Below are 18,221 nucleotides of genomic sequence, written 5' to 3'. Positions count from 1 at the left end.
AGAGGTCCCCCCATGGCAGACGAGATAGAGGAAGAAGAAAAAAAGCTCCGAAGACTCAGATTCATAGTCGATTTCGCCCTCCAGTACATCAGGAGCCAGGAGATCTCCCACGACGAAGCGATCTCCGTGGTAGAGGGAGTCCGCCGTCACGCCATAAAGCTCTTCCCGGGAAAGGAAGAGACCTTCGACTTGATCTATTTGTCGCGGTTCAAGCGGCTGCTCAATGATAAGTTCAAAAGGGCGTAACCGAGTCGCAAATAACTAACCAACCTTAAGATACCAAGATACCAAACCTCGGGAAACGGTTATTGGGAGGGTGAAGGGGCTGTTTTTTTTGCTCACTCGGACGGCCACTGTATTTTTGGGGATGGCCCATATGCACCGCCATGCTCCGGTTGTGTCCTTCGCCGTATATCGAATACGGCTGCGGCCTGCAATCCTCGCCTGACGGCACATCTGAACCATCCCCAAAAATCCAGCGTCCACAGCAGGCCGGCATCAATTAATTTATGAATAATATGGAGCCGGCGGCACTGACGCGATGACTTAAAATGAAGGGGTCGCTATAGGTGGTATGAATATTATCGGGAGTGGCGGGGTTAGAGCACGAGTCCTTTCCATTTTCGGGACCGTTAGTCACGAATATAACGACTTGACCTATGCGTTCACCTATTCGTAATTTAAGCTCGACCGGAATTGGGAAAGGAACTTTGTCTCATGCCAGCACAATCTCTTCAAAATACAGACCCGAATCTTGCAACACGTTTAATGAAAAGATCAGCGAAATCGATAAATGTTTACGTTTCTTAGGGAGTCTTAAGTTGACAGATATTCGACATCATGAGACAGTATAAAGGCTGCCATAGATATGTCTTGTTGCGACACTCATTAATTTCGGAGGTCTTTATGTTTAAGGATTTCACATTCATTGTGTTTATAATAATTGGAAGCATGATGTATACGGCCCCATCGTTGGCTCAAATGGATTGCTCTCGCCTTGATCCCCGCGCCTCGGTATCAATAGAGCGGGAGGAAAAGATAAAAGCTTCTGTCAACACGCTTTTCAAGGTCGTGAGAGCTGGCGGAGCCGTGGAGGGGAGGGCAAAGAAAGAAATTCAAAATCTGCAGCAAGATGCTCCAGTGACCGAACGAGGCTTGATTAAATTGCGAACATTGTATCTATTTTGCGGCATGATCGCTAATGATAAGAGCATTTCTGCCGAAAGAAAAGTCGAGATGTACAAAGAGATGATGGATATTGAGTCCACAACCGGCGAGCCAAGAGTCAAGAAATCCGCTCAACAGAGGTCCCCAAAAGTCTCGCGGCCCAAAAAACACGTAGCCGAATCAAAAATCAATGGACGAGACACATCTTTAAACGAAGGCAATTTTCAGCCACCGAATACTCAAACCACTATCAGCGTTGTCTCTCAAAATCAAACGGGAGGAATTACGGCTCAGAATATTACCGTAAATAAGCGAACCGAGCCGATTTCATATAAGGGCATTTTGATGCCTGCAAACGACCCCGATCCCGCCCACTCTTGTAATATACCTCCAGACGCGTTAAAAGTATTTTTGGGTAATTCAGTCGCTTGGCATACAGGAATGGGCGTTCACACTGTTCTTCTAATTCATGGTCGTGACCTTCTTAAATTTGAAAAGCGTCCTGATGGACTCTTTGTATCCACGACAATTATAAGAGATGACGGCAGACAAGTAGCTGAAATCAAAGATAATCAATTCTCGATTAATACCAACAACTATTTTGAATTAAAAAATTATGATCGCCATGGATTTGAAGTTTTCGATAAGAAAGGACGAGTGTTCTATGTGAGATATCTCAACGAAAATGCCATCCTTTTTTTGGGTAAATTTCAAGTTCCTGGGCATTCATCAATAATTGTTGAAGAAGATAAAATAATCCTTCCGCATAACAATACATTTTCTAAGACATGCCTCGGTCCGTGGGGGATAGCGGCCTTTAATCTCCAGTAATTATGAGATGATGGGTAACAAGCAGATGGGGACATCCTATATTCCCCCTGTCAACACGAAATTGTAGTAAAGAGAATATCCAACGATATCAACCCTCCAGCCAAAGGTCCCCTTCTTCACGGCACACCCCTCCTGTCGTCTCCGTCTCTTTTAACCAGCGGTTCTTCTCACCGTAAAGCGAATCCGCACCTCAGCGTTATCAGTATCCGGTGTGCATGCAATGCCAGCTATCATCCTTTATCCAATGTCCAATGTCTCTCCGAGCGCGGCGCTCTTTGGAGCTCTCGGTTCGGCGACATGGCCGACTGGCAAGGCAGAGGGGTCAGCCACTGACACGAGATATCGTGGCGCATCCCAGCCATAACTTGTGGAAATAATTGATGCATGGCTCCAGCCATTCCCCACTCCCGGCTAGAGCGAAGCACGTGGCCTCACAATATCGGCAGATCCAAAATCCCGACCTCCCAAGGGGTGAGGGTTGCGACCCCACTTGACATATTTAATGATAGTTACTATAGTACAGTAACGCTAATACAATAACTAAGGAGCCGCCATGAGAAACCCATTTTATTCTACGGAACTGCCGGTTACGGCGCCGTTTTGCGACCGGGAGAAGGAGATGGGGGAGCTTACTTCCCACGCCCTCAACAGGGCCAACGTCGTCCTTTACTCTCCCAGGAGATATGGGAAGACCTCTCTGGTGAAGAGGGTACAGTCAAAGCTTGCGGGAGAGAAGGTGGTCACCACCTATATCGACTTCTTCGGCATAGATTCCGTGGAGGGGGTGGCACAGAGGCTGGCCATGTCCCTCTATTCCATTTATAAGAAGGATATGTCGCTCCTTCAAAAGGCCTCACGCATCCTTTCCTCATGGAAGCCCTCGTTTACCGTAAAGCCTGACCCTGAATCGGGATTTGTCATCACGGCGGAGCCCGCCACCCGGGCCCGGGGGATCGACCTGCTCGATGAAACACTCACCCAGTTCGGCGAATTTACGGCGAAGAATGAGAATGGGTTTCATGTCGCCTTCGATGAATTCCAGGAAATCACCCAGTTGCCGGACTCGCTCAAGATCGAGGGGGTGATGCGCTCTCACATTCAGTCCCATTCCAATGTCTCCTATTTCTTCATCGGAAGCAGGAGAAGACTTCTCGTCGATATCTTCAATACGAGCAAAAGGGCCTTCTATAAGAGCGCCATCAACTACCAGCTTCCACCCTTACCGAAAAAGGCGGCAGTGGAGTTTATCGTGGAGAGATTCCTCGCTGCAGGCAAGAGTTGTCCCGAAGAGATAGCCGGCAGCGTCTTCGATCTGGTCGGCGGCTATCCCTACTATATCCAGAAGATCCCTTATGCCATATATGAAATTGCGGAAGAAGACGTGATACGCCCGGATGATCTGGCCAAAGGGGTGCAGCAGGTCCACGAGGATGAGAAACCGGTATACGAATCATATCTCCAGGCTTTGGCTCCTGCCCAGATCAGGCTGCTTGCGGCCATTGCAAAAGAGCCGGCAGCTAGTCCCTACTCCATGGAATACATGGGGCGGCATAATCTTGGTTCCATCGGGGGCATTCAGGGCGCTCTGGCCAAGCTTACCGCCCTGGACTACATCGAAAAAGACGAGGGAACCTTCCGCGTGGTCGACCCGGTTTTCGCGCTGTGGCTTAAGTTTGCGGGAAGCGTGGAGATCGAGAATTAGGAGAATTAGTGCGTGGACGACGGGTACGTCCTTCGACAGTTCAATTGGAAGCGGGGGTTCAGCCGGCAAGAGCCCGACTAATTTCGAACGATGGATAAGAAGTAAGATTGGTAAATATAATAAAAACGAGGCTGACCAAAGGTAATTCTTCAGCTTCATTTGAAATACTAACTCATAGTTACTGTATTATAGTAACGCCAATACAATAATTGGAACTGCAGGTCGATTTGGTGAATTCCATCGTGCAATTTGCCGATCTCTTTGCCGAATATGTATATCGATAGTTCGTTAACATATAAGCATATACGGTCACTATTGGGGCATAAGAACAATTATTTTGCCGATAATTTAATGGAAAACGGAGGCTCGGAGCGGCGGATCAGTACGCTTTCGAAGTGTCAACGGGTTGAAGGAACAGGCCGCACACCGGAATAGTCGAGGAGCATATTCGTATGGTAGCGGCGGAATGTGGAGAGCGCTTCGAGCTGCTCGCGATGGGACGCGCAATCGGAAGGGTTCGATTCTGCGAAATCCGACCTGAGATCGAAGGCCGTGCACCTGTTGGTCCGGTAATCGATCCATAGCTTGATGCCTTCATTGCTTACGGAGCCTAGTTGATCCGATCTCGGCGTATAGAAGAAGGTGTATTTACGTCTTCGCTCCCGGAGAATTGATTCGCCCTCGAACTGCCCTTCGGAATAGCCGACACCCATTACGTCAAGAAGAGTGGGGAGGAGGTCCGCGTGACTGGTGATCTGTAAACGGCGCTCTCCGGGAAACAGCTTCGGCTGGTAGAATAGCATCGGCACGTTGACGGCAGTGTTGAAAAGGCTGGTCCCGTGGGCCCATGTGCCGTGCTCTCCGAATGCCTCGCCATGATCGGCGGTTACCACGAAGATCGTGGAGTCGAGGAGATTCTGCGATTCCAGGGCGTCGAAGACGCGCTTGATCTGGGCATCTACGAGCCTGAGGGTGATCATGTAGCGCTCCCGCTTTTTAAGCTGCGCCTCTTCTTTGGTCATCTCCGAGGAAACATAGGGGAAATGGGTCGCGTAAGGGCAGTAGACCCCGATGAACGGTTTTTTGGAGTTTTTTACCTTCTCGATGAAAAGGTCCGCCGTTTCCTTCTCGTCTTTGAAATTCATGAACCCCACATAATACTTTCCCGACGGCGAATTCTCTACATCCCATATCTCCTGCAATCCGCTGTTTTTGAGTAATCCGACCGGGTACCACATCCTGAGGTTCGAGGCTGCCACCAGGAAGCTGGAGTGGGTTGGGGAGAGAAGGGAAAAGACCGTGGGCAGCTTGAGGTCGGGACGGAGCACCAGCTTAATGGGCTGGGTCATGGGGAAGAGGCCCGTAAAGAGCGAGAAGACCGCTACCTCGGTGTCCACTGCAGTGGAAAAATGGCGCCCCAATACCAGGGATTTGCCTGCCAGACTCGTCAAAAACGGCATGACCGGTCCTTTCAGGGGGTCGACGGCAAAGGCATACTCCTGATTTACGCCTTCCATCTGCACGAGGACGATGTTCCAGGGTTTTCGTGCAAAAGCCGGAACATGCCCGCCAGGTGCCGGGCGCGTGGTGGTAAAGAGGGGGTCCAGATAGGCGGGGGTACGTTGCTGCTCCGGGGAGGGCAATTTTTCCAAAGCCCGGAAGGAGTTGTGGGGCGTCCAGACGAGGCTCATGAGCAGGTGGGCGAAGGGATTGGCCGTGACCGCGGGATCGAATCTCCCGGCAAGCACTTTTTTTGTCTGGGTCGGCACGAACTTGTTCCGCGTGCCATCTCCCGGCTCTTCCCACGGCCGAAGATAGGAAAAGATGAAGGCGAGGAGGGAGGCGACGAAAATGAAGATCAGCCATTTCCGGAGGAACGCTCTTGGCGTGTCGGGGAGCAGGACCTGGAGTAAAAATGCCGGCATGATCAGCAGGACCAGGAGGGCGTCCACCATAGACCCGTAGGAGAGGAATTCAAAGACCGTGGAGTTCTGGAGCGCGTAATAGACCAGGGAAACGGTGGGCGCCGCCCCCATTTGGGAGAGTATTTCCCAGTGAAGGGCAAAGGTCGTGGAGAGGAGGAGGAGCACAAGCCAGCCCACACTCAGGACGATCCATTTTGCGGTCAGGGGCTGCCGCCGCGACAGGGGGGCAAGGACCCGCTGGACGCCCCAGACCACGAACCCCAGGGCCGCGGCGACGATGGCGTCTTTAAAGAGGGTGCCGAAATACATGATGATGCCGCCCGTGCCGATCCCCAGGACCACGAGGCCCAGATTTTGGGATTTTTGATAGAGGGCATAGAAAAGCCCCACTCTATAAAGGATGGTGTAGAGAAAAATAGCAAAAAACACCGCGGGAGCGAGCCCGCGGGAGAGAAAAATCTTCGATAGATTATTGCGGAGCGAAAAGATTACGTCCATGCCCGGCGCTGCACCCTCCTCACCATTACCACGACTGCCCTATATTACTACATTTATGTCGTCTTTATTGCAATTAATTCCATGGGGAGATCAGTTGTGCGCCGTGCTGAGCCCTAATCGGAGTCGCTGGAGACCTTATGGCGCAGGCGACGGAGACGGTGCTCGAGCAGCGCGCGCTCGGCATTGCTCAATCGCGCTGCCTTTCCCAAAAGATCCTGCACGATCTCCAGGGCCTTCTCGATTTCGCGGGTGTGGTGCTCGTAATGTTTTGCCAGCTCCAGGGCTGGGAAGGGATCGCGGGGATTTTCCGCAAGGAGGTGTTGCCACAATTTGACCGCTTCCTCCCGGCGACGGGCCTTCTTGTGCACGAGGGAAAGGGAGCGCCGCGCACCTGACGCCACTTCGGAATTGCGGGAAAGGACCAGGGCTTCAAAAATTCTTCCCGCCTTTTCAAGGTCTCCCCGTTCGTGAATCAATGCGGCGAGCTTGAGGAGGTCGCCGTGGTGGCCGCGGTCGATATCTTCGCACCCTTCCACCAGGTCGGTCAGATACTTGAGAAGGGTTGCCATGGAGACCACGTCCAGCCTGTTATGAGTGAAGACGTCTTCCAGGGGTCTTGCGTCGTGGCTGCGGAGCCAGTCGAAATAGCGCTGGGGGATCTCGAATCCGGGTACGTCTCCGTTACGCCTCACTCCGAGCAGATCCGCTTCGATGGTGGCGAGACGGGCGTTTTCAAGGCGATGGGAAAACATCCTCCTGCTCGGGTGGAGCAGGTCGATATGGGGCAGGGCGGACAGGGTGTCCTGGCAGCGGCTGAGAATGAAGCGCGTGGAAAGGAGGTTCAGGTCAAAGGTCTTGCCGTTGAAGGTCACGAGGAAATCTTTCGTCGATGCAAGCTCGCCGAGATAGGTGAGCATGGCCTTTTCTTCGGAGAAATCCCGTGCAAAAAGCTGGCACGTCATGAAAGAGCCTTGTTCGAGCCACCCGAGGCCGATGAGGAAGGGGAAGGTGCCTGTACCCCCCGCGAGGCCGGTAGTCTCCGTATCGAGAAAGAGGCCGCCCTCAATGGAGCAGTCTTTCAACGTCTTATGGCCGGAAAGGAAGGCTGCCGCGCCCATACTGGTATGGGCCAGGTCGCAGATGCGGCAATGGCCGTGCCTATCATCACCGGTCAGGGCTGCGCGGGACAGGAAAAAGGTCCCTGCGGAGGTCCCGGCTTCCTCCCCGGCAATAACCGCATCCAGCGATTTTGTACGCCTGACCGCCCCGGCGGTCCCTGTGGGGGCAATGCGCTCCCGCCGGGCCATGACGCTCTCTATTTTTTCCCGGAATCCGTGTGTCTGCTCAGGTTCCGTGCCGGCATTCGAAGGCCCATCTTTTTCGCCAATAAGGCGGCCCAGACGACCTTTGAGGCTCATCTTTTATCCATCAGCGCCAGATCGAGGATCTGGACCGCCGCGCTCTTGGCCGCAGGCCCCACTTCCAACAAAGGGCCCACGCACATGGGGCAGCCTGATTCGCAGGGGCATGAGGTAATGACGGAGCGGACGGCGCGGACAAGCTCGTCGTGCCGATCGAAGAGGTTTTCCGAAAAGCCGATGCCCCCGGGATAGGCGTCGTAGATAAAGACCGTGGGGTCATAGGCGTTTTCCATCACGTTTTCCGGCTCGCCCGGGCTTGCCGTGATGACCCTGCGGTTGCTCCCGCGGCGCACGAACCATTCGCCGCTCTTGTCGCCGATGCACCAGTTGACGTCGCGGATATCGGACATGACGAGCATGGCCGAGATGTGGTGGAGGCAGTAGGCAAGCCCCGCGAGGCCGTCGACGATATCGAGGCGGGTCAGGGGCAACGCGTTCAGCAGGTCCCAGGGAATGGTAAACCAATAGCTCGTGGTATGCATCTGCCTCTCGGGCAGGTCCACGTCTCCATAGCCCACGTTTTCCGAGGTATAGAACTTGATCTTCTTGTAGCCCACTACTTTCGTCGATACCTGGACCTCGCCGTGCTCGATGATGACCGTGCCCTTCATCTTTTTATCGAAGTCCTCGATGACGCGGATACTGGTGTAGTTCATGGCATCCGTATAGTAATCGACGTCCACCTTCCTCACGTATGCCTTCTTGCGCTCCAGGTCCAGGGAGTCCACGTGGTACTGCTGGGATTCCACCATGTAGATGGCCCCGTCGTGGACCGTGGTGTGGGCGCTGTCCCAGTCTACCTCGGCGATCACCCTGTGGTTTCCCGTCTCCGTGGTATCGACGACCACCACGTTGTCGGTGCTGATGGTCCTCAGGCTCACCTCGTCGGCGGGATAATTCTCTGCTGCCCAGTGCCAGCGCTGGTCCACCCGGTGGAGCACGCCCTTTTCCTCGAGGTACGAGAGGAGCTCCACGAGGTCCTCCTTGCCGAAGCGCTCTCCTTCCTCGAAGGGCAGCTCGAAGGCCGCGCTCTTGATGTGGTGGAGCAGGATCAGGAGGTTGTCCGGGTTTACCCGGCACGTCTCCGGGGACCGGGTAAAGAAGTAGTCCGGGTTCTCCACGATGAACTGGTCCATGGGGTTGCTCTTCGCGATGAGGATCGCGAGGCTGTGCCCGGTCCTGCGGCCCGCCCTGCCCGCCTGCTGCCAGGTGCTCGCGATGGAGCCCGGATATCCCACCATGATGCACGCCTCGAGGTCGCCGATATCGATGCCAAGCTCGAGGGCGTTGGTGCTTACCACCCCCATGACGGTGCGCTCCCTGAGGCCCTTTTCGATCTCCCGCCGGAGGTTGGGCAGATATCCCCCGCGATATCCGGTCACATAGTGGTCCTTGCCGGGGATCCTCGCCCTGAATATGTCCTTGAGGTACTTCGTGAGGACCTCCACATTCAGCCTGCTCGTGGTGAAGGCAATGGTCTGGATCTGGTTGCTGATGAGGTCGCTCGCCATCTTTCGCGCAGGGGTAAGGGCCGACTGGCGTATCCCGAGCTCCCTGTTTACCATGGGGGGGTTATAGAGGATAAAGGTCTTGGCCGAGCGCGGGGCGCCGCTCTCGTCGATCAGGACCACCTCTTTCTCCAGGAGGTCTTCCGCGTGCTCCTTCGGATTGGCCACCGTGGCGGTGCAGCAGATAAAGACGGGGTCCTGCCCGTAGAAGCGGCAGACCCTCCTCAGGCGGCGAAATACATTGGTCACATTGCTGCCGAAGATCCCTCGGTAGACGTGAAGCTCGTCGACCACCACATATTTCAGGTTGGAAAAGAGCTTCTGCCATTTCGTATGGTGGGGGAGAATCCCGGCGTGGAGCATATCCGGGTTGGTGACCACCACGTTGCCCTGCTTGCGGATCGCCTGCCTCGCATCGTCGGGAGTGTCGCCGTCATAGGTGAAGGTCTTGATGTTCGCTCTTAGCTGCCCGATGAGGGAATGGACCTCCGTCATCTGGTCGTTGGCCAGGGCCTTGGTGGGGAAAAGGTAGATCGCCCGGGTCTCGGGCTCCTCCATGACCTTCTGCAGGACGGGGATGTTGTAACAGAGGGTCTTTCCGCTCGCGGTAGGTGTCACGAGCACCACGTCCCTGCCCCGGCGGACGAGATCGATCGCGCGCGCCTGGTGGCTGTAAAGCCTCGTGATGCCCCGCTCCACAAGGACCTCGCGAAGCACGGGGTGTATCCAGGAAGGGTATTCGGCGAAACTCCCCTCCGATGAGGGGATATGGGTGATGGACGTCGCATTCTCCCGGAAGCGCCTGTCCTTCTCCGCCCGGGCGAGCCATTCGGACAGGCTCAGGTGCGCCATGGGGCCCCAAAAGATATCTCTATTCTCATGCTACAGTTAAACGTTTCTTGAGTCCTTTGATCAAGCTTTTTTTGTGCCCTCCGTGACACAACCTGCGGGTTGGTCGGCTACATGGTAACCGTCACGACCGGCAGTGCCTGATCCTGACCTGAATGATTGGTTCGATGCGCCACATCATTTATTGATATGATAGAAGGCCTGGATTATACTATGTGCTCGAGCGGCGGTTCGATGCCCGGCAGGGGGCGATCGGGTCTGCCAGTGTGCCGAACCATCCGCAGACCACGCACCGGGGAGAGAGGCGGAACTTTCAGAGCACATATCACGCTCCCGGGTCCGTAACGGTTTCTGTGAGACACGATATAACAAGGTTTTCATCATGTTCCGATCGAGGGGGAAGCAATGCAGGGCTGGCGCTCTTTGTTCATGCCGCGTGGCCCGGGGGTGCTGGCATGGCTGGCGATACTGATCGTTTTTGCGATCAGTATATTATCCCTCGTGGGCGGGATATTCGGCATCACGCTGTTCACGAATATCAAATCTCAATGGATCCCGATCAGAGCCGTGACCGCGATCTGTCTGGCCCTTTCCGCGCTGGAGCTGGTTTTCCTGCAATGGCGTCCATTGAGCCTTCGCGGGTCCTTCGCCAGGCAAGCGCCGGGGATACTGGTAGGCCTGGTGGGTCTACTCACCATCGTGCTTTATGCAATCAGAATGATTACGGGGCAGGAGCCCTCCCTGGGGGATGTCCCTTTCCTGAATCTTTTCCTGAACTCCCACGGCAGGATGGCCCTTTTGACCGCGATCCTCTTCCTGATTACCGGAGGCGCCCTGGTGCTGCTCGCCACCGGCCGTCGGCGTGCGGCCCATATCGCCCATGCTCTCATGATACCGGTGGCCATGTTGAGCTATATGGTCCCGGTCAGCTACCTCCTCGGCGTCCAGTACCTGCACGGATGGTATGATGTCCCCGTAGCGCTCTATACGGGCGTAGCCTTCTGCGCCCTCAGTGTCGCGATTCTGTGCGTCCGTCCCGACACCTGGCTCATGCGCATATTTACCGGCGGTGATGCGGGCGGCGTCATGGCGCGGCGACTTTTGCCCGGTCTCCTGATGATACCTCTTCTCATTGGCTGGCTGAGACTTTATGGGGAAAGAATCGGGGCCTTTCAGGCAGACGCCGGAGCAGTACTGGTGGTGGTCACCTATACATTTTGCCTGCTCTGGCTCATATGGATGACGGCCAGATCCCTCAATAAAACTGACGACAGGCGACGCGAGGTCGATGAGGCCCTTCGCAAGGAGCGCGATTTTGTCTCTGCGGTACTCGACACCGAGGGCGCACTCGTGGTCGTCCTCGATAGACAGGGACATATCACACGCTTCAACCGGGCCTGCGAGGAGACCACGGGCTACCCTGCCGCGGAGGTGCGGGGGAGGGTCTTTTGGGAATTCCTTGTCCCGTCGGAGGAGCTGCCGGGAGTCAGCGAAACGTGGAACGCGCTCAAAGCCGGGGATTTCCCGAATAGTCACGAGAACCACTGGCTGGCAAGAGACGGCTCGCGGCGTTTCATCGCATGGTCGAACACCGCACTCATCGGCGAAGCGGGCGAAGTAGACTACGTCATCGCAACCGGCCTTGACATCACCCACCGGAAGGCGGCTCAAGAGGCTCTTTTGCGGGCCAAAGAAGCATGGGAGCGTACATTCGCGGGCGTACCGGATCTGATCGCAATCCTCGATAATCAACATCGGATCGAGCGTGTAAATGAGGCGATGGCGCGTCGTCTCGGGGTAAAGGCCGAAGAAGTTGTGGGGCTCGACTGTTACGAGGTGGTCCACGGGCTATCGGAGCCGCCCGATTACTGTCCTCATTCCCGGACCGTCAAGGACGGCCTGCAACATACCGAAGAGGTTCATGACGACCACCTCGGAGGCGATTTCATGATCAGCACCACCCCTCTGTACGACGACCAGGGCCAAATGATCGGCGCGGTCCATCTTGCGCACGATATCACCGAACGCAAGCGGGCAGAGGACAGGCTTCGGGAAAGCGAGAAAAGGATGAGCAGGGCGGAGGAGATTGCCAATCTCGGCGGCTGGGAGCTGGATGTGGTACACAACCACCTGTCGTGGTCGGATCAGGTATTCCGCATCTTCGGTTTGCAGCCCCGGGAGTTTGCTGCCAGCTACGATGCCTTCCTCGATGCGGTGCATCCTGACGACCGCGCAGCGGTGGATGACGCATATTCCGGCTCCCTGCGCGAGGGAAGAGACCGCTACGAAATCGAGCACCGGATTATCAGAAAAGCAGATGGCGAAGTCCGTATTGTCCATGAAAAATGCGAGCATATCAGGGATGGGGCCGGCACGATTATCCGCTCGGCTGGAATGGTGCACGACATCACCGAGCGCAAGAAAGCGGAGGAGGCCCTTCAGGAGGCCCATAGCGAGCTGGAGAAGCGCGTTCAGGAGAGGACGGCCGAACTGAGCCGGGCCTATGAAAAGCTTGAAACGGAAATGACCGAGCGGGCAAAAGCCGAGGACCAGCTCCGCCAGTCCCAGAAGATGGAGGCAGTGGGAACCCTCGCAGGGGGCATCGCCCATGACTTCAATAACATCCTCGCGGCCATCCTCGGTTTCACCGAGATGGCATTAGACGATGTTGCAGACCGTCCGGAGGTAGAAAGAAACCTCGAGAATGTCCTGAAATCGGCGATGAGGGCGAGAGATCTCGTGAAGCAGATACTCGCGTTCAGCCGGAAGACCAGTTATGAGAGAACCCCCCTCTCCCTTACTCCTCTCGTGAAGGAAACGGTCCGGCTCCTGAGAGCTTCCATACCTGCCACGATTGAGATCACCCTTGCCAACGCGGCACGGTCGGATACAATCCTCGCCTCCCCGGTGGAGATACAGCAGATACTCATGAACCTCGCCGCCAATGCATCCCTAGCCATGCAGGAAAAGGGAGGAGCGCTGGAGATCGGCCTCACCGATATCGACCTCGCGCCGGACTCGTCCGCAGCAGAGACCGACATGCCGCCGGGAGAGTATCTGCAGCTTACCGTGAAAGATACCGGGACCGGAATGAGCCCCCACGTGATGAAACGGGTCTTTGAGCCCTTCTTTACCACGCGGGAAGTGGGAAAGGGCACCGGGATGGGCCTTGCGGTAGTCTACGGGATCGTGAAGGACCTCCGGGGCGCCATCACCGTAGAAAGCACGCCGGGTAAGGGCGCCACCTTCCGGGTGCTTCTCCCCAAGATACCGGCCGAAGTGAAAAAAGAGCATCTGTCCGCGCCCCGGGCCGCCGGGGGCCGCGAGAGGATCCTCTTTGTGGACGACGAAAAGATGCTCGCCGAATGGGGTCAGGCCATGCTCGAGAGACTCGGTTATACGGTAACCGCCATGACTGACAGCGCGGAGGCCCTAAGGATCTTTTCTTCCGATCCCTTCCGCTTCGATCTCATCATCACAGACCAGGCCATGCCGGGGATGGCCGGGGTTCAACTCGTCAAACTGCTTCTCAGGATCAGAAGCGACCTTCCGATTATCCTCTGCACCGGTCACAGCGAAACGGTCTCGCCCGACATCGCAAGAGAGGCCGGCATCAGGGAATTCCTCATGAAACCCCTCGCCAGGCAGGAGCTGGCCCAGGCGGTCCGGAGGGTGCTGGACAAGAAGGGCGGATATATGTATTCTAAAGTTTCGCCCCTTTCCTCCGATAAAGTATGAGCGGTGCTTCGGTCGTATTGGAATGGAAGGTCCGACATTGAACTTCGCTGAAACGATGAGCGCTCTCCTTCTCCTCCGCATCTTCCATTAATGGGGCTTGCGTCGCCCCCCGCTTAAGGCGCCTACTGTTGGTCAGCCGGCAAAAGCCGACTGAGCCTCCCCCTCTCGCGCGCGGTGCGCGCTATACACAAAAGGGCGCCTGCGATCAAAGACAGCACAAATGGGAAATGATACGGAGGATTAAATGAAGGATGGGATAATCGGAAAGAGACAGGCCACGGGCCACGCGGTTTTCTTTCTTATCATAATCTGTCTATGTGTCATCAGCTTTAAACATATGGAAGATTCGGATGTCCGGGCACGCCAGATCACCCACATCAACTTCGAAAAAGTGAGACTCGCCCACACCGTGGAGGTGAGCCTTCAGGCAATCGTGAGGGAAACGGCCACGGCGGTTCTCACAAAGACCAAACAACCCGTGGCAAGACTCGCGGAAGAGAGAGCGCTCGTGCGTGCCGCCCTGGAGAAGCTGGAGAGAATCGAAACCTCCCGCGAGGGTCTTGAAAAAATAAAGGAGATGAAAATCGCCGTCGGGGCCGCGGGAGAAGAGGCCCTTCGACTCGGTTCCGCCCTGGAGGCGGCTGACTGGGACGGCGCTCTAAGGATCTTCAGTCTCTCCATCGATCCTGTGTTCACGAAAATGATCGCTCGCGCGGAAGGAATCGTCCGATTCGAGGAACAGGGCGTCCAGGCGAAATACGAGGATATCTTGGGCGGTAACAGGACCATGAGGATCGTCCTCATCGTGGTGGGCATTGCCTCGCTGGGAATTCTGGCAGGCGTCGTCAACGGCCGGAGCGTCACCGCCCCCGCACGCGGGTCTGTCGGGACGGCGGGCCCCACGGCAGGCGGTACCCCTGGTCTTCGCATCGTGGCAAGCCGGAATGATGCCGTGGGTGTCGATAAGATACAGTGCGGCGCCGTGCGATCGACCGATAAAAAGAAAGAGGGCGCAGGAAGGGCCGGTCAATCCTCCGAAACAACGAAAGAACCGGGCTGCCCGGCGCAATTAGGGGAGATCCTCGGGGTGATCAATGAGATCGCCGATCAGACGAACCTTCTCGCCCTTAATGCCGCGATCGAGGCGGCGAGGGCAGGTCAGGCGGGCAGGGGATTTGCCGTGGTCGCGGGCGAAGTCAAAAAGCTTGCGGAAGGGACGAGCCGGTCGACCCGGGAGATCGGCGACGTGGTGGATACCATTCGAAAGGGCGTGGGAAACGCCGTCGAGTCCCTGGCGCTCGCCTCCCAAAGCGTGAAGACGGGGGTCGAGCTCTCAGGCGAAGCAGGCGGGGCCCTCCGGGAGATCGCGGGAAGCTCCTCCGCCCTCCAATCCATGGTCGACCGGATTGCCGCGGCCATCGAAGAGATGAACTCCGCCACGGACGAAATTGCCAAGGATATCGGAGAGGTGGCATTGATGACCCATGAAACATCAGGCTCGGCCAAGGGGGTCACCCGATCCGCGGCGCTGCTGAGAACCCTTTCCATGGAATTGGAAAACTCGGTGAGGGATTTGAGGCAGAAGGCGCTGTAGGTCCAGGTCCGACAGTTGATTTGGCTGCCGTTGTGGTGTACGGTAAGCCATGAAGCGGTCCGACCATCCTTTCTTCCGGGGCATCAATAAAAACATCGTTGCCATAAGCCTCGTCAGTTTTTTGAACGACATCTCCTCGGAGATGGTCTATCCCGTGGTGCCTATCTTTCTCGTCACGGTCCTGGCCGCGCCGGTGACCGTGGTGGGACTCATCGAGGGCATCGCGGAATCGACGGCCAATCTCCTGCGACTCTTCTCCGGTTACTTTTCCGATAAATCCGGCCGGAGAAAACCCTTCATGACAGGGGGATACGGCGTCTCGGCCCTTTCAAAACTTATTATCGCCGCCGCCCCGGGATGGGGGACGGTCCTGGGGGGAAGGTTCCTCGACCGCTTCGGCAAAGGCGTGAGGACCTCTGCCCGGGACGCGCTTCTTGCGGGCGCGTCTGCTCCCCGGTACAGGGGGAGGGTCTTCGGCTTCCACCGGGCCCTCGACACCCTGGGCGCGGTCATAGGGCCGTTCCTTGCCTTTCTCCTCCTCAGGGCCTTCGAGGGCCGTCTCCGCCTCATATTTTATCTCGCCTTCATGCCCGCGGCCGCAGGCGTTCTCCTCCTCATTCTTTTCGTGAGGGATGAGGTACGAAACAATGGAGGCGGGATACGTCCGCTCCTCAAGGTCAAAAACCTCCGTCTCAGCCGGAATTTCAAAGTCTTTCTCTTCGCGAGCACCCTTTTTGCCCTCGGCAACAGCTCCGACGCCTTTATTATCCTGCGCGCCCACAATCTCGGGCTTACCATCGGCACCACCATTCTTGCCTATGCGCTGTTCAACGCGGTCTATGCGGTCTGTTCCCTGCCCGCAGGCATCGTCTCCGACCGGGTGGGGCAGAAAAAGGTCCTCCTCTGGGGGTTCGCCCTCTTCGCGGTGGTCTATTTTCTTTTCGGTGTTGTGCGCAGCCCTGCCCTGCTCTGGGTCCTCTTTCCCCTCTATGGCGTCTATATGGCCCTTACGGAGGGCGTGGGAAAGGCCTATATCTCCCTTCATGCCAAAACAGACCAGACGGCCACGACCTACGGCCTCTACCAGACCGCGACCGGCCTCGCCATGTTGCCCGCGTCGCTCGCCGCAGGCTTCCTCTGGAAATATATGGGTCCCGGGGCGCCCTTCTTTTTCGGTGCGGCCATGGCCCTCGCCGCGCTCGTGGTCTTCGGTTTTGCCCGGGAGGAGCCGGGGAAAGGCCTTTCAGTGGAATGACCCTGCCCCGGCCGCGGCCTTGTTGGCGATGAGCCACCTCTTATCGTAACAGCCGAGCACGGCCCCGCCCTCGATTCCCGCTGCCTTGAGCCGGGAGAGACGTTTTTCTTTCACCACCACGAAGACGGGGCAATCCGATCCGAAAAGACGGGTAAAGCCTTCCTCGTCGAGAAACCGCCCCTTTGCGTCCCCGTAGGCAGCGCCCATTTCCAGCTCGCCCCGGTAATTGGCGATCAAGGTACCCTTCTTCAGGTAGAAAGGGAGGGTCTCGTCAAAGGAGCCATAGTTGACGACCACGGCGTGTGGGCTTCCCGCCTCCCCGATGTGCCGGGCAAGGGTCTTCGTGGTATTGAAGCCGTCGATCACGTGGGAATAAAGCATAATACCCGTGAAGATCACGAGGCTCATGACCCCGAGGACGGGGAAGAGCGATCGATAGGTGCGCAGTTTCCGAATTGAGATGACCCCGAGGGCTCCAAAAGAAGTGATTGAAACGACAAGGGCCAGAGGCCAAAGCGCCTTCGAAAGGGCTGCCCCGTCAGGCAGGGTAGCCGGAAAGAGGCCGGTCAGCCCGCTCATGTACGCGACCCCCGCGAGGGCGAGGCACGAAAAGAGGGCCCCGTAGATCACAAGCTCGCGATTGGGCGGGATCCGCTCTTCCCATTTGCGTGCGAAAAGGCACGCCGTCACGACCGCGAGGGCGGGAAAGGCGGGGAGGATATAAGGAGGGAGCTTCGAACCCGAGAGGCTGAAGAAGAGGAAGACGACCGCGGACCAGAGGAGAAAGAGCCTGGCCTCCCTGTCCCGCCACAAAAGGACGGCAGCCCGGGGGATGAAGACGGACCAGGGAAAGAGGCCGCCCAGGAGGACGGGCAGAAAATAGTAGAGGGGGCCGGACCGCTTGTGCTTCGTGGTAAGGAACCTGAGGAGGTGCTGGTCCACGAAGAAGAAGTGGAAGAACTCCTTTTCCCGAAGGCAGATGAGCACGAACTAGGGCGCGGCGATGAGGAAGAAGAGAAGAAGGCCTCTCCATCGGGCCATATCCCTGACAAAGGAGAGCCTTTTTTCCGACCAGAGGAATACGAGCACTGTCGCGCCCATAAGGATGAGGGCCACCGGCCCCTTGGCGAGCACGGCGAGGGCGAGGGCGGCGTAGAAGAGAAGGAGGAAGCAGGGCGTTCCCTCGAAATAATAGCGGTGAAAGAAGAGGAGGGCGGCGAAGAGGAGGAAGGTAAAAAGCATATCTATGGTGACCACATGGGCCATGGCGAAGAAGCCGAAAGAGGTGAGGAGGATGAGGGAGGAGAGGAGGCCCACCCTCCCGCCGAAACCACGGGATACGAAGAAATAGGTCATGAGCACCGTGAGGAGGGCGGCCAATGCATTGGGAAGCCTGAAGGACCACGGGCTCACGCCGAATATTTTATATGAGGCGGCATCGGCCCAGTAAAGGAGAGGGGGCTTTTCGAAATAGCGGACATAATTGAGGTGGGGAACCAGATAGTCGCCCTCTTCGACCATCTCCCGGGGGATCTCCGCGTAACGCCCCTCGTCGGGCTCCTTGAGGGAATAGCTTCCAAGGTTGAAGAAAAGAAAAAGCCAGGAACAGGCGAGGATGACGAGGAGGGCCGAGGCCCTTCTTCTGCGCGGATCTTCCGGTATCATTGGTGACTCCTTTTAAAAGGGGATTCTACGTCTTCCCCAGTGTAACAGGGGCCGGTTAATCCCGTGAT

At 56.6% G+C, this 18,221-nt stretch carries 11 protein-coding genes; 6 read left to right on the top strand and 5 right to left on the bottom strand.

The annotated features are described in order from the left end of the window. Positions 1 to 12: 12 nt before the first annotated feature. The 3 genes from VGJ94_00980 (at position 13) to VGJ94_00970 (ending at position 3,700) form a co-directional block, all read left to right on the top strand. Complete coding sequence (locus VGJ94_00980; protein ID HEY3275166.1) at positions 13 to 246, top strand: hypothetical protein; 234 nt, start codon at positions 13 to 15, stop codon at positions 244 to 246. A 660-nt stretch (positions 247 to 906) separates the two neighbouring features. Then, complete coding sequence (locus VGJ94_00975) at positions 907 to 1,998, top strand: hypothetical protein (GenBank protein ID HEY3275165.1); 1,092 nt, start codon at positions 907 to 909, stop codon at positions 1,996 to 1,998. Positions 1,999 to 2,551: 553 nt separating this feature from the next. Then, positions 2,552 to 3,700: an ATP-binding protein gene (locus tag VGJ94_00970; GenBank protein ID HEY3275164.1), complete on the top strand. Its 1,149-nt coding sequence runs from the start codon at positions 2,552 to 2,554 to the stop codon at positions 3,698 to 3,700. 398 nt (positions 3,701 to 4,098) lie between these two features. Here the strand turns inward: VGJ94_00970 and VGJ94_00965 are convergent, their stop codons facing one another. The 3 genes from VGJ94_00965 to VGJ94_00955 all read right to left on the bottom strand — a co-directional run bounded on the left by VGJ94_00965 (position 4,099) and on the right by VGJ94_00955 (position 9,904). Then, a complete protein-coding gene (locus VGJ94_00965) occupies positions 4,099 to 6,123 on the bottom strand; it encodes a sulfatase-like hydrolase/transferase (protein HEY3275163.1) in 2,025 nt (674 codons plus the stop codon). 113 nt (positions 6,124 to 6,236) lie between these two features. Next, complete coding sequence (locus VGJ94_00960) at positions 6,237 to 7,541, bottom strand: ribonuclease H-like domain-containing protein (protein HEY3275162.1); 1,305 nt, start codon at positions 7,539 to 7,541, stop codon at positions 6,237 to 6,239. Continuing rightward, positions 7,538 to 9,904, bottom strand: coding sequence for a DEAD/DEAH box helicase (locus VGJ94_00955; protein ID HEY3275161.1), 2,367 nt, complete (start codon positions 9,902 to 9,904; stop codon positions 7,538 to 7,540). The genes VGJ94_00960 and VGJ94_00955 overlap by 4 nt, the downstream gene beginning before the upstream one ends. A gap of 402 nt (positions 9,905 to 10,306) precedes the next feature. On the opposite strand from VGJ94_00955, the gene VGJ94_00950 reads away from it, so the two are divergent. The 3 genes from VGJ94_00950 to VGJ94_00940 all read left to right on the top strand — a co-directional run bounded on the left by VGJ94_00950 (position 10,307) and on the right by VGJ94_00940 (position 16,488). Continuing rightward, positions 10,307 to 13,639 carry a PAS domain S-box protein gene (locus tag VGJ94_00950; GenBank protein HEY3275160.1) on the top strand — a complete coding sequence of 1,111 codons (3,333 nt, stop codon included), beginning with the start codon at positions 10,307 to 10,309 and terminating at the stop codon, positions 13,637 to 13,639. A gap of 244 nt (positions 13,640 to 13,883) precedes the next feature. Next, positions 13,884 to 15,233: a methyl-accepting chemotaxis protein gene (locus tag VGJ94_00945; protein ID HEY3275159.1), complete on the top strand. Its 1,350-nt coding sequence runs from the start codon at positions 13,884 to 13,886 to the stop codon at positions 15,231 to 15,233. 49 nt (positions 15,234 to 15,282) lie between these two features. Further along, positions 15,283 to 16,488, top strand: a complete 1,206-nt coding sequence (locus tag VGJ94_00940; protein HEY3275158.1) for an MFS transporter — start codon at positions 15,283 to 15,285, stop codon at positions 16,486 to 16,488. Here VGJ94_00940 and VGJ94_00935 read toward each other — a convergent pair. Together VGJ94_00935 and VGJ94_00930 are read right to left on the bottom strand one after the other, a co-directional pair. Then, positions 16,477 to 17,475, bottom strand: coding sequence for a hypothetical protein (locus VGJ94_00935; GenBank protein HEY3275157.1), 999 nt, complete (start codon positions 17,473 to 17,475; stop codon positions 16,477 to 16,479). The two genes, VGJ94_00940 and VGJ94_00935, sit on opposite strands and share 12 nt — an antisense overlap. A 3-nt stretch (positions 17,476 to 17,478) precedes the next feature. Continuing rightward, the gene (locus tag VGJ94_00930) at positions 17,479 to 18,153 is read right to left on the bottom strand and encodes a glycosyltransferase family 39 protein (protein HEY3275156.1); all 675 of its coding nucleotides are present in this window, start codon (positions 18,151 to 18,153) and stop codon (positions 17,479 to 17,481) included. Between the last annotated feature and the right edge of the window lie 68 nt (positions 18,154 to 18,221).

The sequence above is a fragment of the Syntrophorhabdaceae bacterium genome, assembly GCA_036504895.1.
Taxonomy (GTDB): Bacteria; Desulfobacterota; Syntrophorhabdia; order Syntrophorhabdales; family Syntrophorhabdaceae; genus PNOM01.
Note: the sequence above shows the minus strand (reverse complement) of the source record. Positions and strands in the feature narration are given on the sequence as shown.

Coding starts and splice junctions, on each gene's coding strand:
- VGJ94_00980 (HEY3275166.1), top strand. CDS start 13: ATGGCAGACGAGATAGAGGAAGAAGAAAAAAAGCTCCGAAGACTCAGA.
- VGJ94_00975 (HEY3275165.1), top strand. CDS start 907: ATGTTTAAGGATTTCACATTCATTGTGTTTATAATAATTGGAAGCATG.
- VGJ94_00970 (HEY3275164.1), top strand. CDS start 2,552: ATGAGAAACCCATTTTATTCTACGGAACTGCCGGTTACGGCGCCGTTT.
- VGJ94_00965 (HEY3275163.1), bottom strand. CDS start 6,123: ATGGACGTAATCTTTTCGCTCCGCAATAATCTATCGAAGATTTTTCTC.
- VGJ94_00960 (HEY3275162.1), bottom strand. CDS start 7,541: ATGAGCCTCAAAGGTCGTCTGGGCCGCCTTATTGGCGAAAAAGATGGG.
- VGJ94_00955 (HEY3275161.1), bottom strand. CDS start 9,904: ATGGCGCACCTGAGCCTGTCCGAATGGCTCGCCCGGGCGGAGAAGGAC.
- VGJ94_00950 (HEY3275160.1), top strand. CDS start 10,307: ATGCAGGGCTGGCGCTCTTTGTTCATGCCGCGTGGCCCGGGGGTGCTG.
- VGJ94_00945 (HEY3275159.1), top strand. CDS start 13,884: ATGAAGGATGGGATAATCGGAAAGAGACAGGCCACGGGCCACGCGGTT.
- VGJ94_00940 (HEY3275158.1), top strand. CDS start 15,283: ATGAAGCGGTCCGACCATCCTTTCTTCCGGGGCATCAATAAAAACATC.
- VGJ94_00930 (HEY3275156.1), bottom strand. CDS start 18,153: ATGATACCGGAAGATCCGCGCAGAAGAAGGGCCTCGGCCCTCCTCGTC.